The 461-nt window shown below is 75.5% G+C and carries 1 protein-coding gene; it reads left to right on the top strand.

The window, feature by feature from the left end; translation table 11 throughout:
- Window positions 1–461 (top strand): ATP-binding cassette domain-containing protein (locus RM572_RS29125; RefSeq protein ID WP_449657229.1); only part of this gene is annotated, 461 nt, incomplete at both ends.

The following is a 461-nucleotide window of genomic DNA, read 5'->3' as shown; positions in this document are numbered from 1 at the left end:
CTGTTCGGCGCGGGGTGTCGCGCCACGGCCTTCCAGCCCGCGGCGGCGGACTCCGCCGGATCCGACGGTCGGCCCCTTCTGGGTGCCCGGCTTGCGCCCTGCGCCGCGCCGCTGCGAATTCCCGGCACTCTACGCTCCGTTCCCGTCCACCAGTGCCCCCTGTGGACCGTCGGCAGTGTCGGTGTCCTCGATGCCGGCCGCCTGGAGCCGATCCCGGATGGCGTCGCCCGCCGCCCCGTCCGCACGCTGTCGCTCGGGCAGCGGCAGCGCCTCGCCCTGGCCGTCGCCACGCTCCACCGCCCTGAACTCCTGCTGCTCGACGAGCCGTTCAACGGGCTCGACGCCGCCACGACCGGGCTGGTCCGCGCGATACTGCGCAGCCATCTGGCCGCCGGGGGCGCGGTCCTGGTGGCCACGCACACCTTCGAGCCCATGGACGGCACAGCCACCGGGGCCCTGCG

The organism is Streptomyces hazeniae (genome assembly GCF_031845485.1).
GTDB classification, from domain to species: domain Bacteria; phylum Actinomycetota; class Actinomycetes; order Streptomycetales; family Streptomycetaceae; genus Streptomyces; species Streptomyces hazeniae.
The sequence above is the reverse complement of the archived record's forward strand: the minus strand, read 5'-3'. Positions and strand labels throughout refer to the sequence as shown.